A 14476-nucleotide genomic window follows, 5' to 3' on the forward strand; every position below is an offset into this window, starting at 1 on the left:
AAGGGAGACATGCGAGGTCATCGCACATCGAAGCGCTTCTGCAGGTGGCAGCAAGCCCAACCGTGGTGCGAAATCGTACTGCACCGTATGCTGAACGCATGTCCGAACGCGTCCCGAGGCCGCCGCGTATTCCCGTGGAACACGAATACGGCGCTGGCGAAGAGCACATGGGGCAGTTCGTCACCAACGTGAGTCGCAACGGGGCGTTCATCCGAACGAAGAAGCCGCTCGCCATCGGGGCCACGATCGACCTCAACTTCACGATCGTCGACGACGACCTCTACACCATCGAGGGCGTGGGCGAGGTGGTGCGCATGAGCGCCGATCCGGTGGGCGTGGGCGTGCAGTTCGTCTCGCTCACGAGCGACTCAAAGAAGGTCCTCGAGCGGCTGCTGTCGAAGCGCACCTCATGGCGGCCCCGTCGCTGACTCGCCCGCGGCGTCTCGCCGTTTGTGAAACGCGTTCTAGGTGGTCTGGATGGACAGGCTGAGGCGCCGCGTGGCGCCCGGTGCGAGCTCGAGGAGGTCCGTCCCCGTGTTGAGCGCGTTGCCGGGACTCGTCCAGGGCTCGACGCAGACGAAGGGCCGCTCGGGGAGTGTCCAGAGCACCCACGTCCGAAACTCGTCCGAGCCCCGGAGCGTCACGGCGCCGGCCCCCGTGTCGAAGCGCAGCGCCTGGGCGCCGTGGTCGACAAGGTGGAGGTCGACCTCCTCGTGGGCGAAGTCGATGGGCGAAGGCACCGCGACGTGACGCTTCGTGCGGTTGTCGAAGGCGCGCGTCGCCGGAGTCGTCACGCGCATCGCGTTCTTGTCGCGCACGGAGAAGTACGGGTGCAGGCCGAAGGCGAATGGCATCGGCTCCTCGTCGCGGCTCTCGACGTCGATGGCGTAGGTGAGGCACGTCGCGCTGAGCTCGACGCGGAGCCGAAGGAGGAAGTCCCACGGAAAGCGCCCGAGCGTTGCGTCCGTTCCCTCAAGCTCCAACACGACCGACGCCGCGGTCTTCTCCGCGACGCGGAAGGGGAGGTCTCGGGCGAAGCCGTGGTGGGGGAGCTTGCCGTACCGGCCGTGGGCTTCGAAGAGGTCGTTTTTGAGACGGCCCGGCGCAGGGAATAAGACTGGAACACCGCCGCGGCGCTTGTCCGTTCGAAGGCTCGCGTCGTCGCAATAGAGAATCTCGCGCTCGCCGACGGCGAACCGCGTGACGAGCGCGCCCAAGGAGGGGAGCACCTCGGCGCGCGCATCGGAGGTCTCAAGCACCAAGCGTTCCAGTTCCATGGCGCCAGGCTATTCGCAGCGATCGCCTCCGTCGACCGCCGAGCGGGCTCGCCCGGGCGTGTTTTGCCCCCGCCGCGGACCGCCCGTTTCTTGGCCGCACGGGCGAAACCATGGCTAGTGGAGCTGTGCACGCTTCCCTTCGAGCGTTGACGGTCCTTGCTCTGCTCACGGCGTCGCCGGGGGCATGGTCCCTTGGTGGCCGCCGTTCCAGTGAGACGAGCGCGGCCCTCACGCCGGTGTTCGCCATGGGACGCAGCGTCGGCTCGCCAACGGCAGGCCACCTGCTCGGCGGGGCGCGGCTCGCTGACGCGCCCTACCTGCGCATCGCGCCGGCCTACGCCCACGGCGACGTTCGCTGGGGGCTTGGGTCGCTCGTCGCGATGGTCGACCGGGCCGCGCAGCGCGTCCGGAAGGCCTATCCCAACGCGGTGCTCAACGTCGGGCACCTGTCGCGTCCCGGTGGCGGCGAGGTTGACCGCCACGTCTCGCACGAGAGCGGCCGCGACGTGGACATCGGTTTTTACGTGCGGTCCGCGCAAGACAAGCCGCTCGCGTCGGACCACTTCGTGCCCTTTCAGGGCGACGGTACGGCGAAGTCTTGGCCCGGCGCGTTCTTCGACGACGCGCGCAATTGGGCTCTCGTACGCGCGCTGCTCACCGATGGGCAGGCCCACGTGACGCACATCTTTGTGGCCGCACCGCTTCGCGCCCGCCTCCTAGCCTACGCCGCCAAGAGCGGCGCCTCGCGCGAGCTGCGCGACCGCGCCGCCCTCGCCATGCTCCAGCCGAAGGGCGCACTGCCGCACGACGACCACTTCCACGTGCGCATTTCCTGTCCACCATGGCAACGCGAGTGCGTCGAGGTGCCGGTGCGAAAGAAGCCAGCGCTGGTGGCCAAGGTGCCTATCGCGCACGGTCGAGCTCGCGCTCATGCGGCGGCGACGGCCGATCGCGACGAGCCGCGCGGACCCGCACGGGGCCTCGCGACGCCGCCGCCGTCGGCTCGGCTCCATGCGGCGCAAAAGCCGGAGCCCACGTCGGGCAGCACCTTCGGCGCCCTCTTCTTCGGTGGAGAGCCCGCGGCTGCGGCAAAGGCCGTCGAGGCCCCGGCTGAGCCGTCACACGGGGACGCTGACGAAAAGAGCACGGGAGCCTCGCCGATCGATGACGTCGACGGCCCCATGTGACCGTATACTTTTGCGATCGTGATGGCTGCTAGCCAATCTGGAATCGAGGGGCGGGCCGTTTTGGTCGGCCGCGCCGCCGAGCTCGGAGTCCTCGAAGAGGCGCTGCGAGCCGTTCGCCACAAGCGTCGCACGCGCATCGTCACGGTCCTCGGCGTCGCCGGCGTTGGCAAGACGCGCCTTGTTCAAGAGTTCCTCGCCAAGGTCGGCGCCGGGGCGCGCGTCGTCATGGGGGAGGCTCGCCCTGAGGGCTCATCTTACGAAGTCTTCTCTCGGATCCTGCGGGCTCGTTTTGGTCTCGTCGAGGGCATGAACCCCGAGGCGGCGGCGTTGCACATTCGCGGCCAGGTCGCCGAGGTCCTCGAAGACCGCAAGGTCGGCGACGTCATCTATTTTCTCGGCCAGCTGCTCGACCTAGAGCTGCCGTCGTCGCCGTTGATCGCCGCCGTCGAGGGCGACCGTGAGGAGCTCCGCTCGCTGCGGCGCGCGGTCCTCAAGCGCTTCTTCGAGGCCGACGCGCGCGGGCTCGGCTCGCCGTCGTTCGCGCCGCCCCCGCTCACGTCGCGCAACGGCTCGATGCCGCCGGGGACCGTGCCGCACCGCACGCCGGTGGTTCTCGTCTTCGACAACCTCCACGCGGCGCACGATGATTCGCTCGAGCTGCTCGGCTACCTTCGCGCGACGTTGGACGCGCCGATCCTGATCCTGGCGCTCGCGCGGCCGGAGCTCGTAGCGCGCAAGGACGGCTGGGGCAAAGGGGAAGAGGCGCGGCACCGTGTCATCGAGCTGAGCCCTCTCGGTGACAACGATGCGGCCGCCGTGATGCACGACCTCTTGGCGCCCTGCGGCGACGACGAGAACGTCGAGGAGCTCGTCGAGGCAGCCTGCTCGATGGCAGGGGGCAACCCGTCGCTGCTCGAGCAGATGGTCCGCATCCACCGCGACATGGGGGTCGTCGAGCCGGCAACGGACCAAGACCTCGGAGCGATGCGCGGCGAGCGCTGGGTCGTCCACGTCAATCGTCTCGAGGAAGTGCGCCTGCCGCTCACCGTCGAAGACGCCGTTCAGGCGCGCATCGGCGCGCTGGCGCAAGACGAGCGCGACCTCTTGGAGCGCGCCGCGACCATGGGCGGCGTCTTCTGGCTCGGCGGGCTCGTGACCTTGCTCCGGCAAGGCAAGGCGCCGCCGGAGATGTGGATCTCGGGCGAGACCACCGACGTCGCGCGCGTGCGCGCGATCCTTCGAGACCTCATGGAGCGCGACTACGTGCTCCGGCTGCCCGACAGCGCCTTCGCCGGTGACGAAGAATACGTCTTCAAGCACAACCGCGAACGCGAGAACCTCGCGCGTCGAACGCCGGCCAACGTGCAGCGCCGGTACCACACGACCATCGGCGACTGGCTCTCGTTCCAGGGCAGCGTTCGCTCCCACGAGGAATACCTCGCGATGCTCGCGCAGCACCGCGAGCAAGCGGGGGCGCTGGCGCTGGCGGCCGTGGCGTTCCTCGACGCCGCCGACGTGGCGCGCTCCCACTACGCCAACGGCAAGGCGTCCGAGTACTACGAGCGAGGCCTCGCGCTCGTGCGGGAGCACGAGCTGGCCATCGAGCCGGAGGTGCTCCTTCGCGCGCTGCACCACAACGGCGACGTGCTGCAGTCACTCGGAAAAAACGACGAGGCGCTGGCCGCGTTTCGGCAAATGCTTACGGAAGCATACCGCCTCGACCTGCGCACGAAGGGCGGCGCCGCGCAGAGCCGCATCGGTCGCCTGCACCGGGAAACGGGGCGCCTCGCCGACGCGGCAAAGCACCTGTCGGCGGCACTCTCGCTCTTCGAGGAGGCCGACGATCAGCGCGGCGTCGCGAGCACCCTCGACGACATCGGCAAGCTCCATTGGCTGCGCGGCGACTACCCGCAGGCGCTAGAGCATACGCAGCGGGCCCTCACCATGCGCCGCAAGCTCGGCGACCGCCGTTCGATTGCGCTCAGCTTGAACAATCTCGGCCTCGTGTACCAAGACTCGGGGCAATTCAAACCGGCGCTCGAGTGTTTCGAGCAGGCGCTCCGCACGCGCCGCGAGATCGGTGACCTCGTCGGCGTCTCCATCTCGCTCAACAACCTCGGCACCGTCGCGCAAGATGAGCGTGACGACGCCCGCGCCCTCAAGCTCTTCCTTGAGGCCTACGACGTGGCCAAAGAGACTGGCGATCGGAACCGCATCGCCGTCATCCTCACCAACGTCGGAGAGACCTACAGCCGGCTCGGTGACTCGGAAAAGGCGGTCGTTCACCTCAAGCAAGCCGAGGCCATCGCGGAAGAGCTGGGCGATGCGCTTGGCCTCGCCGAGGTCGCCCGCGGTCTCGGCAAGGCGTACCTGGCTCAGCGCGAGCTGACGAAGGCACGCGAGAGCGCGCGGCGCGCCGTCGACATCCTCACGGAGATCCAGAGCAGCGTGCAGCTCGGCATCGCGCTTCGTTCCCTCGGTGAGGTCACCGCCGCGGCGAGCGCCGGTGGCCCGAGCATGGTGGAGGCGGAAGAGCACCTCTCGCGCTCCGTCGCCATCTTCGAAGACATCGGCAACGAGGTCGAGCTGGCGCGGAGCCTGCGGGCCTTCGTGGACCTGGTGCGCGGCTCCGATCGCAACGCCGATCCGGCATCGAAATCCGCCGCCGACGAGGCCGCGCGCCGCGCCGAAGCGATCTACGCGCGCCTCCGGAGCGTCGGCGCCGGCACGTCACCGCCAAAGGCGTAGAGGCACCGCGCAACGCCGATGGGCTCTCGCCTAACCCTCGACGAGGGCCTTGGATCGCGGATCGCGCGGGGCGCGGAAGAGCTCCTCGGTGGCGCGATCCTCCACGATGCAGCCATCGGCGAGCACGAGCGTTCGATCGCTGACGGCACGCGCGAAGGCCATCTCGTGCGTGACCGTTAGCAGCGTCACGCCACCGGCCACGAGCGACCGGAAGAGCGTCGCCGCTTCACGTCGCCGCGAAGGATCAAGCGCGCTCGTTGGTTCGTCGAGGAGAAGAACGTCGGGCTCCATCGCGAGGGCGCGCGCGATGGCGACCCGTTGTTGCTCGCCGCCCGAGAGATCGCTCGGGTGCGCGTCTTCGCGCCGTCCGAGGCCGACGCGTTCGAGGAGCATGCGCGCCTGGGCCTCAGCCCGCGCCAAGGGCCAGTGCTTGACCACGCGGGGACCGACCATCACGTTCTCCTTCGCCGTCATGTGCGGGAAGAGATGGAGACCCTGAAAGACGAGCCCGAGCCGCGCTCGAAGCTCCTCCGCTCCGTCGCGCCGCGCGAGCGCAGCGGCGGCCACCTCGACAGTGCCGACGGCGATGGCCCCCTCGTCGATGGGTTCGAGGCCCGTCAAGCAGCGCAGCAGCGTTGACTTGCCCGAGCCGGACCCGCCGAGAAGAGCCGTCGAGGTGCCCGGCTCGATGCGAAAGGTGACGTCGCGAAAGACGATGCGGTCGCCGAACGTCTTCTTGACCCCTTTGGCGACGAGCGTCACGCGCGACCTCGGGCCAGCCGCGCCTCGAGCGCGCTCGAGAGCCGCGACAAGGGATAGCTCATGGCGAAATACATCGCCGCGCAGAGGAGCCCCGGAGCGAGCCATCCGCGAACGTCCACCGCCGTGATGGTCATCTGTTTGGTGAGCTCGACGACCGTGATGACGCTCACCAGCGAGCTGTCCTTGAGGAGCGCGATAAAGTCGTTGGTGGTGCCCGGCAACGCGACGCGGAGCGCCTGCGGGAAGATCACGCTCCGAAACGCCTGCGCCGGCGCCATACCCAAGACGGCCGCCGCGTCGTATTGGCCCTTGGGGACCGATAGGATCGCCGCGCGCGCCACTTCGGCTTCGTAGGCGCCGTAGTTGAGGCCGAGGCCGAGCACCGCAGCCGTGAGCGGCGAGAGCTTGATGACGGGCGCGAGGCCAAAGTAGAGGACGTAGAGCTGCAAGAGCACCGGCGTCCCACGAAAGATCTCCACGTAGCCTCGCGAGAGAGCGCCCGCGGCACGGGGACCGAAGAGGCGAAGCAGCGCGAGCACGAGGCCGAGCGGAATGGCGATGGCCATGGCCAGGACGGTCACCAAGAGCGTGGCGGCGGCCCCACGCAGGAACAAGCGGGCGTGGCCCACCGTCAAGCGCGGCGCACTCGTCTCCGTCGCCGCGCCCGTTGCGGCTTGCGCCGTTGCAGCTTGCGGGCGCGCCCTCTGTCTCTCGTTCCAGATGCCGTGCCGCCTCAAGATGGCTTCAAGCTCGCCTCGTGCCATCACACGAGCGAGCGCATCATCAAGGGCTCCCTTAAGGGCCGCGTCGGTTCGCCTTAGACCGATGGCGTAGCTGCCCTCCGCGAGATCGCCGACGACGCGAAGGCCTGGCCCTTCGCCGTAGCGCTTGGCGATGATGTCATCGAGCAAGACGGCGTCGGTGCGCTTCTGGGTGAGGTCGAAGTAGGGCTCTTGCACGCCCTCGTAGAGCACAACCTCCGCGCCGACAGCCCGCAGGTGCTCGTCCGACAGACTCGCCGTCAGCGTGCCGACGCGTAAGCCGCCGAGCTTCGCGTCCTTCGAAGTGAAGCGGTCGTCGCCGCTGCGGGCCACGAGCCTCAGCGCGAAGGCGTAGTAGGGGCGCGTGAACAAGAGGCGCGCGCGCCTGGCCGCGGTGACCTCGAGACCGTTCATGGCGATGTCGAAGGTGCCGCGCTCCAGCGAAGCGACGAGCGCTGACCAATCGGCCTGAACGAACTCGGCGCGCACGCCGAGCTCGAGGGCGAGGGCCGCCGCGAGGTCGACCTCGAAGCCAACGAGCTTTCCCGACGGCTCCTGGCTCACGTAGGGCTCGCCGCCCTGCATGTCGCCGCCCCACCGCAAGACGCCCCGGCTCTTCACCTCGCTGAGCGTGTCGGCGCTCGCAGGCGCCAGCGCGAAGAGCGATGCGAGTGCGATGAAGAGCGATGCGAGGGCTCGCGCCCGGCGGCGCACGCTCATGGCAAGGCGCGGAGGATCGCTTCGACGAGCGGTGCGCCGGCGAGGTTCGAGAGGTCGAGGATCAGCGCCGAGAGCGAGGCCTTGCCCTCGTGGTACGCCGCCGTGTCGGTGCCGGGGGTCTCGTCGTGAAAGACGCCGGGCCCTCCGATCCATGAGTAGTCACGCCCGCGCGGGTCGGTGCGCACGTCGACGACCTCGTCGTAGTAGCGCGCGCCAAGCCGCGTCCCGACGAGCTCGCCGGTGTGGCCCTTCGGGACATTCAGGTTCAGGAGCGGAGCCCACGCCCGGTCCTTGGGCGCCGCTTTGGCGCTGCTCGCGGGGCCATTCTTCAGGAGCAGCAGGGAGAGCTGGGCCGCGAGGCGCGCCGCCGCCGCGAAGTCGGCCTTCGGGTGCGCGCTGACGGCGAGCGCGGGAATGCCGCGCAGGGCTCCCTCGCGCGCTGCCGCCACGGTGCCCGAATAGAAGACGTCTTGTCCGAGGTTCGGCCCGTGGTTCACGCCCGACACGACGAGATCCGGCATCCGTGGAAGTACCGTTCCGCTGTGTAGTGCAATGTACACGCAGTCAGCCGGCGTTCCGTCGACGGCAAATACACCTTCCTCGACAGCGCGCGTCCGGAGCGGTCGATGGAGGGTGAGCGCATGGCTGGCGGCGCTCTGCTCGGTTTCGGGCGCGGCGACGACCACGTCGGCGTGGGGCTGAAACGCGAGCCGAAGCTCGCGGAGGCCTAGGCTGGCGAAGCCGTCGTCATTGGAGAGCAGTACGAGGGGGCGGCTCATTCGTGGCTGCGGAGGCGTTACTTACGGAAAGGCGAACGCGATGCGGGACCGACCATATCGCGTTTGGGCGCGGAGCGGGTGAGCGCGGAGCCACTTCGGTCGCCTGATTTCGGCGTCGTGTCGTCGTGAAATCCGCTCTAGCCTCGCGGGCCATGGTTCACCGCCGCTCGCTCCTAGTACCTCGACCCGTCGATTCTGATGGGTCGAGTACGGCAAATGAGAACGAAACTCCCAGACACAAACCCGTGGAAGCGAGGCAGGTTCGCCTGGGCCCCGCGCTCGCCGGGGGGGCCAGGCGAACCCGCCGATTTCAAAGTGTCGGGGTACTAGCCCTCCTCTTCACCGTTGCCGCCTGCGGGGCACCGGACGTCGAACCGCAAGCGCCGCCGGCCGCGGGGCCGACGACCGCGCCCTCCGTCGCCCCAGCACCGGCGAAGCTCGCGGGGAAGGGCGTTCAGGAGACGCTTCACGGCGTCGTGGTGGAGGACCCCTATCGCGGCCTTGAAGACGAAAAATCGGCTGAGACGGCGCAGTTTGTGGCCCGGCAGATGACGAAGACGACGGCCTACTTCGAAGGCATCAAGGGCAAGAAGGAGCTCGAGGCCGAGATCGCGTCGCTCGTTCAAGTGGGCAACGTGGCGGCGCCGGCGGTGCGTGGCACGGGGAAGGAGCGACGCTACTTCCACACCAAGCGGACCGGCGCGCAACGGCAACCCACGCTGTACGTGCGCGAAGGCGTTCGCGGCACCGACCGGCCGCTCCTGGATGTGGCGACGCTCTCAGCGGACGCGACCGTCTCGCTCGACTGGTGGTACCCGTCGCAGGACGGCACGCTGCTCGCGTGGGGACGGAGCGAAGGCGGTAGCGAGGAGAGCACGCTCGTCGTTCGGGACGTCAAGACGGGGCGCGACCTGCCGGACCGCATCCCCCGCACGCGGTACTCCTCCGTCGCGTGGCTGCCCAGCGGCAAGGCGTTCTACTACACGCGCTACCCGACGCCGGGAACGGTGGCCCCGGGAGACGAGCGGTACCATGTGCGGGTCTACCGCCACGAGCTCGGCGCTGATCCGGAGAGCGATCCGCTGGTCTTCGGCGAGGATCGCGACAAGACCGATATGCCGCAGGTCTCGATCTCGCCCAACGGTCGCTGGCTCGTGGTGCGCGTCCACCAGGGGTGGGCGAAGAGCGAGGTGTACCTCAAGGACCTCTCGACGCTCCCGAAGGCCGCGCCCAAGGCTGGCAAAGAGGGCGACGCCAAAAAGGCCGCCGCCAACAAGGAACCTGGCGCCTTCGTGCCAGTGGCCGTGAAAGCGGACTCCATCTTCAACCCCATCGTGCGCGACGACCGTCTCTACATCCACACGAACGACGGCGCGCCGCGATACCGGCTCTTTGCCGTCGACTACGCGAAGCCGGAGCGCGCCCACTGGAAGGAGCTCGTCGCCGAGGGCGCTGACGTCCTGACCGACGTGGCCGTCACGGAGGGCGCGCTCGTGCTCGGGACGCTCCACGACGCGGCCTCGCGCGTGGCCGTCGCGACGCCCGACGGCAAACCGCTCATGGACGTGGCCCTGCCGGGACTCGGGACCGCCCACGTCACGGCGCCCGTGCGAGGCGGAGAAGCCTTCGTGGAGTTTGTGTCGTTCGTGACGCCGCCGCGCGTGTTGCGTGTGGACCTGGCTTCCGCTGGCAAGAAGGCCCCGCCCGCCCCGCCGCCCGCCGGGGTCGTGACCCGAAGCGTGCAGAGTCCCGCCATCTGGGACTCGGTGGGCGGCGACCTCGCGGTCGAGGGCATCACCGTGACGCAGCTCTCGGCGACCTCCAAAGACGGCACGCGCGTGCCGATGTTCGTGGTGGCCGCCGGCGACTTGTCGAAGGGAAGCGCCGGCCCACGGCCGACGCTCCTTTGGGGCTACGGAGGCTTCAACGTCAACCAGACGCCGGCCTTCAGCTCGAGAGCGCTCGTGATGGCCAAGCGCGGCGGTGTCTTCGTCAGCGCGGTCCTACGCGGCGGCGGCGAGATGGGCGAGGCATGGCATCGCGCGGGCATGCTCGAGAAGAAGCAGAACGTCTTCGATGACTTCATCGCATACGAAGAGGAGCTCGTGAAGCGCGGCATCACGTCGTCCGCAAAGCTCGCCATCGGCGGCGGTTCCAACGGCGGCCTTTTGACGGCGACGGCGGTCGTTCAGCGACCGGAGCTCTTTCGGGCGGCGCTCAGCTTGGTCCCGCTCACGGACATGGTTCGCTACACGCGCTTCCAACTGGCGCGCCTCTGGATTCCCGAATACGGCGACCCCGACAAGGCGGAGCACTTTCGGTTCCTCCAGGCGTATTCGCCCTACCACCACGTGGCGCCGGGCACGCGCTACCCATCGGTGCTCGTCGCAACCGCCGAGAGCGACACGCGCGTCGATCCGATGCACGCGAGAAAGTTCGCGGCGCGGCTCGAGGAGGCGCAGGCCGCGAAAGCGAACCCGGTGCTGCTGCGCGTGGAGGCGAAGGCGGGCCACGGCGCCGGCAAGCCCACCACGAAGGTCATTGCCCAGCTCGCCGACGAGCTCTCGTTCGTCCTCCACGAACTCGGCGCGATGTAGACCGGCGCCGATCAGGCTGTTTTTCCTGACCGCGAGCCCCCGCTTGGGCTTTTCGCTTGCAGGATGCACGTGATCTGACATACAGAGCTGCTGTTCACCCTACACGCGCGACCAGCGCCTTGCGCAGTGCCCATCGTCTAGTTGAATCAAACACTTACGCTAAATCGACGCACGTAACTGGACGCATGTTCAGGGTGCGCGATAGGGTCTTCCCATGATCAACGAACTCGCGATTCTCCGGGCCATGTTGCGACTCTCTCGCCGCCAGGAGCCGGCGACGCCTGACGCCCTGCTCGTGCGCGTAGGCGGAACCGAAGGTGCGCTCGACGCGAGCCTGGCCGCCCTCGCGGCGGCCGGCTTCGTGGAGCTCCGCAGCGGCGCCGCGCCTCGGCTCACGCTCGCGGGCCTCGCCGTCGCGGTGGCTCAAGTTGCGCGCGTGGGGAGGGCCGCGGCACAAAGCCGCGCGCGTGCCCCGAAGCGAGCCGCCGCCAAGCGTCGCGCGGCGTGACGGCGGAGCCCCTCGCGGCCCCCGCCTCGCAAGAGGCGCCTGGCAAGGCGGAGCAGGCCTACGAGGCGGGCCGCAGCGCTCGCGATGCCGACTACGCCGCGCTTGAAGGTCGCTCGCGGCTCGTCGGAACGCTCCGCCTCGCGCTCGTCGCTGCGGCGCTGGGGCTCCTTGTTGGAATTGTGTGGGGGCGCCTCCCGCCGGCCACCTGGGGCGTCCTCATCGGGGTCGTCTTCGCGTTCGTGGGGCTCGTCGTGCTGCACGGGCGTGTCGAGGCCAACAAGGCCGTCGCCGCCGCGGGCAAGCGCTTCCACGAACGCGGCCTGGCGCGCATTCGCGGCACCTGGCAGGGCGAAGACGTGTCGACCTTCGAGTACGGCAGCGACTTCGCCGTCGCCAATCATCCCTACGCCGAAGATCTCGACCTCTTCGGCAAGGGCTCGCTCTTTCATCGCATCTCCCAAGCGCAGACGCGCTTCGGCGCCGCGCAGCTAGCCTTCTGGCTCAAGACGGTCACCGACGCGGGCGCCGTACGAGCGCGCCAGGAAGCCGTTCGCGACTTGGCCGGGCGCGTCGCCTTCCGCGAGCGCCTCTTCGCGCTCGGCGCCCAGCTCGGCGACGAAAAGCCAGACCCGGGCCCGATGCTCGATTGGGCCGAGGGCAAGCTTCGCTTCGAGGTGACCACGGCGGCGCGCGTCGTAGCTCGCGTCATGCCCGTGCTCACGCTCCTCGCCATCGCGTTCGCCGGTGTCCTGCCTCGCGGGACGTGGGTGGGCATGATCGCAGTTCAGCTCGCGCTCACGCTGCCGTTCCGCGCCGAGGTCGCGCGCGTCGTCGCCGCCGTCACCGCGCGCGAGAGCGGCCTCGCTCGGTACGGCGACATGTTGATGCACCTCGAAGGAGAACCCTTCGACGCGCCGTACACCAAAGAGAAGCGCGCCCTGCTCGCGACGGGGGCGGCGTCAGGCGCGCAGGCGACGCAAGCCACCGTCGAAATGCGGCGCTTGGCGCGCATCGTCTCGTTCGCCGAAGCTCGGCACAACGAGGTGTTCAAGATCTTTATCGCGCCGCTCTTGCTCTGGGATCTTCAGTGCGCCATCGCCCTCGAAGGTTGGCGTGCCCGCGCCGGCGCACGCGTGCGCGGCTGGCTCGACGTCTTGGGTGAGGTGGAGGCGCTCGCCAGTCTCTCCACGTTGGCCTTCGAAGACGAGGGCGCGACGTTCCCGGAGATCGTCCTTGCGCCGGTCTTTGACGCCGAGGCGCTTTCGCATCCGCTCATCGCGAAGTCGCGGCGCGTCGGCAACGACGTCTCGCTGCCGCGGCCCGGCTACGGCCTCATCGTGACCGGTTCAAACATGTCGGGCAAGTCGACCTTGCTTCGCGCGCTGGGGATCACCACCGCCCTCGCGCTGGCGGGCGGACCGGTCATCGCCAAGCGTGTTCGCGTGGGGCCGGTGCGCCTCGTCACGAGCATGCGTATCGCGGACTCGCTCGAACGCGGCGTCTCGCACTTCTTCGCCGAGTTGCAGCGCCTCAAGCTCGCGCTCGACATGGCGGCGTCGAGCGGCGAATCGTCGTCGTCGCGGCCCCCGGTGTTCTTTCTCTTGGACGAGATTCTCCACGGCACCAACGCCCGGGAGCGCCTCGTGGGGGCGCGGGCGGTGATTCGAAACCTCCTCCGGGTTGGGGCCATGGGCGCCGTCTCGACGCACGATTTGGCCATCGGCGAGCTCGAGGCCGAGATGCCCGAGAGTGTGAAGAACGTGCACTTCGAGGAGCAGGTCCACGGCGGCACGATGACCTTCGACTTCGTGCTTCGCCCCGGCGTCGTACAGAGCTCCAACGCGCTGCGCCTCATGCGCGCCGTTGGCATCGACGTGCCCGAGGCGTGAGAGGCGCGGTGGCGGTTGCCACCACGCTTACGAAAGGTCCGAGAAGAGCACCACGTCGACGCGCTCTCCCGCGCTGAGGGCACCGGCGTCTTGCGGCACCACCACGAGCGCGTCGGCCTGCCCCACGGAGGCCACCGAGCCGCTCGATTGGTGGGCGAGGGGCGTCGCGACGAGCTCGCCCGCTTCGCGCCTGAGCGTCGCCCGGACGAACTCGAGGCGACCAGGCTTGTGGGCGATGGGGCGCGTCAGCGTGGCGCGCCAAGCTGCCGGCACCACCTCGGCGGCGCCCTGGAGGCGGCGCAAGAGGGGGACGCCGAAGAGTCCGAAGGTGACGAAGGCCGCCGCGGGGTTGCCCGGCAGACCAAGCATCAGCGCGCCGTTCGCGCTCGCGATGCCAAGCGGCTTGCCGGGCTTGATGGCGACCTTCCAGAGGTCTAGCTCGACGCCAAGGGTACGCAGCGCGGGCCGCACGAGATCGTGATCGCCGACGCTCATGCCGCCGATGGTGATCACGACGTCGCTGCTCGCGAGCGCCTCGCCGAGCGTTCGCGCGATGGCGGCTAGGTCGTCGGGGGCACTGGGGAGGGCGACGACGTTTGCGCCGCAGCGCCGCGCCATGGCGCGGACCATGAAGGTGCCCGACTCGGCGATGCTCCCCATTGGGCCCGACGCTCCAGGCAAGCGCAGCTCGTCGCCGGTCGCGAAGACGGTGACGCGGGGCCTTCGCGCGACGTTCACCCACGCTCGATCGAGGGAGGCGAGTAGGCCGATCTGGGCCGCCGCGAGGCGCGTTCCGCGCGAGAGCGCCAGGGTGCCGGACGCGAGATCTTCACCGCGTCGCCGAACGTGTGCGAACGCGGCCACGGCGCTAGGGAAGGAGACGTCGCCGGCTTCTGCCACGACGTTCTCTTGCGGCACCACCGCGTCGGCGCCCCGCGGAAGCGCCGCGCCGGTGAAGATGCGGGTGGCCGTTCCTCGCTCGTGCGTCACCGGCGGTCCGCCCGGTCGCGCCTCCGCCGCGAGCTTGAGCGCGATGGCACCGACGACGTCGGCGGCGGTGACGGCGTAACCGTCCATGGCGCTCGTGTCGGCGGCGGGAAAGTCGGCCGCCGCGACGACGTCGTCGGCGAGGACACGGTCCATCGCGTCGTCGAGGCCGACGCGCTCTTGGCCAAGCGGTCGAGCGAGCGAGAGGAGCCTTTCGCGAGCCTCTTCGAAGCGCAGCATCGACGGACCTTACCGCACCGG

The 14476-nt window shown here is 69.3% G+C and carries 11 protein-coding genes; 6 read left to right on the top strand and 5 right to left on the bottom strand.

Annotated features, from left to right (window positions below):
• Positions 1 to 98 precede the first annotated feature (98 nt).
• Complete coding sequence (locus IPG50_00165; protein MBK6690617.1) at positions 99 to 428, top strand: PilZ domain-containing protein; 330 nt, start codon at positions 99 to 101, stop codon at positions 426 to 428.
• Between the two features lie 36 nt (positions 429 to 464).
• Here IPG50_00165 and IPG50_00170 read toward each other — a convergent pair whose 3' ends face one another.
• Positions 465 to 1277, bottom strand: coding sequence for an aldose epimerase (locus IPG50_00170; GenBank protein MBK6690618.1), 813 nt, complete (start codon positions 1275 to 1277; stop codon positions 465 to 467).
• Between the two features lie 146 nt (positions 1278 to 1423).
• Here IPG50_00170 and IPG50_00175 point away from each other — a divergent pair, with 146 nt between their 5' ends.
• Positions 1424 to 2464 carry a penicillin-insensitive murein endopeptidase gene (locus tag IPG50_00175; protein MBK6690619.1) on the top strand — a complete coding sequence of 347 codons (1041 nt, stop codon included), beginning with the start codon at positions 1424 to 1426 and terminating at the stop codon, positions 2462 to 2464.
• 18 nt (positions 2465 to 2482) lie between these two features.
• Entirely contained in the window at positions 2483 to 5212 is a 2730-nt protein-coding gene (locus IPG50_00180; GenBank protein MBK6690620.1) for a tetratricopeptide repeat protein, read from the top strand.
• 30 nt (positions 5213 to 5242) lie between these two features.
• On the opposite strand, the gene IPG50_00185 is transcribed toward IPG50_00180, so the two are convergent.
• Genes IPG50_00185 through surE form a run of 3 tightly spaced genes read right to left on the bottom strand, consistent with a single transcriptional unit; the run spans position 5243 to position 8234 of the window.
• On the bottom strand, positions 5243 to 6079 hold the full coding sequence (locus tag IPG50_00185) for an amino acid ABC transporter ATP-binding protein (protein MBK6690621.1): 837 nt from the start codon (positions 6077 to 6079) through the stop codon (positions 5243 to 5245).
• On the bottom strand, positions 5971 to 7455 hold the full coding sequence (locus IPG50_00190) for an ABC transporter permease subunit (GenBank protein ID MBK6690622.1): 1485 nt from the start codon (positions 7453 to 7455) through the stop codon (positions 5971 to 5973). The genes IPG50_00185 and IPG50_00190 overlap by 109 nt, the downstream gene beginning before the upstream one ends.
• A complete protein-coding gene (gene surE, locus IPG50_00195; GenBank protein MBK6690623.1) occupies positions 7452 to 8234 on the bottom strand; it encodes a 5'/3'-nucleotidase SurE in 783 nt (260 codons plus the stop codon). The genes IPG50_00190 and surE overlap by 4 nt, the downstream gene beginning before the upstream one ends.
• A 152-nt stretch (positions 8235 to 8386) precedes the next feature.
• Here surE and IPG50_00200 point away from each other — a divergent pair, with 152 nt between their 5' ends.
• The 3 genes from IPG50_00200 to IPG50_00210 all read left to right on the top strand — a co-directional run bounded on the left by IPG50_00200 (position 8387) and on the right by IPG50_00210 (position 13228).
• On the top strand, positions 8387 to 10831 hold the full coding sequence (locus IPG50_00200) for a S9 family peptidase (GenBank protein MBK6690624.1): 2445 nt from the start codon (positions 8387 to 8389) through the stop codon (positions 10829 to 10831).
• Positions 10832 to 11045: 214 nt separating this feature from the next.
• Positions 11046 to 11339, top strand: a complete 294-nt coding sequence (locus tag IPG50_00205; GenBank protein MBK6690625.1) for a hypothetical protein — start codon at positions 11046 to 11048, stop codon at positions 11337 to 11339.
• Entirely contained in the window at positions 11336 to 13228 is a 1893-nt protein-coding gene (locus IPG50_00210) for a DNA mismatch repair protein MutS (protein ID MBK6690626.1), read from the top strand. Before IPG50_00205 ends, IPG50_00210 begins: the two co-directional genes overlap by 4 nt.
• A 27-nt stretch (positions 13229 to 13255) precedes the next feature.
• On the opposite strand, the gene IPG50_00215 is transcribed toward IPG50_00210, so the two are convergent.
• Positions 13256 to 14455, bottom strand: coding sequence for a molybdopterin molybdotransferase MoeA (locus IPG50_00215; protein ID MBK6690627.1), 1200 nt, complete (start codon positions 14453 to 14455; stop codon positions 13256 to 13258).
• Positions 14456 to 14476 lie beyond the last annotated feature (21 nt).

The sequence above is a fragment of the Myxococcales bacterium genome (assembly GCA_016703425.1).
Lineage (GTDB): Bacteria > Myxococcota_A > Polyangia > Polyangiales > Polyangiaceae > JADJCA01.